Genomic DNA, 295 nt, shown 5'->3' with positions numbered 1-295 from the left:
CGCACGCTGCCCGAGGCGCTCAAAGCGACGCCGGAAGTGATTGTTACGGCAGGCGATTTCCGTCTCGTCGGCTCTCCGATCCACGTTTCCGGGTATCAGCCCGACTATCGGCCGCCGCCACAGCTTCCCGAGGGATAGGCCCCTTGCCGCCGAGCGTGAAGCTAATTTCACGCTCGGGTTCGACAGTGAAGTTAGTTTCACGTTCGAGGCATTCGGCCCCCTACCGCGCGGCGAGTTGCTTCTTCTCGTAGAGCCGCGCCCACTCAGCCCGTGGCCGTATCGACACGTCGACGTC

General features: G+C 63.4%; 1 pseudogene. It reads left to right on the top strand.

Annotation, left to right across the window (positions count from 1 at the left end):
• Window positions 1-138: pseudogene (locus tag ACZY0B_RS27980) on the top strand (CoA transferase); the annotation flags it as partial.
• Window positions 139-295: the final 157 nt, after the last annotated feature.

This window comes from Mycobacterium sp. IDUB_19, from assembly GCF_055419445.1.
This window is presented reverse-complemented; position numbering and strand designations above follow the sequence as displayed.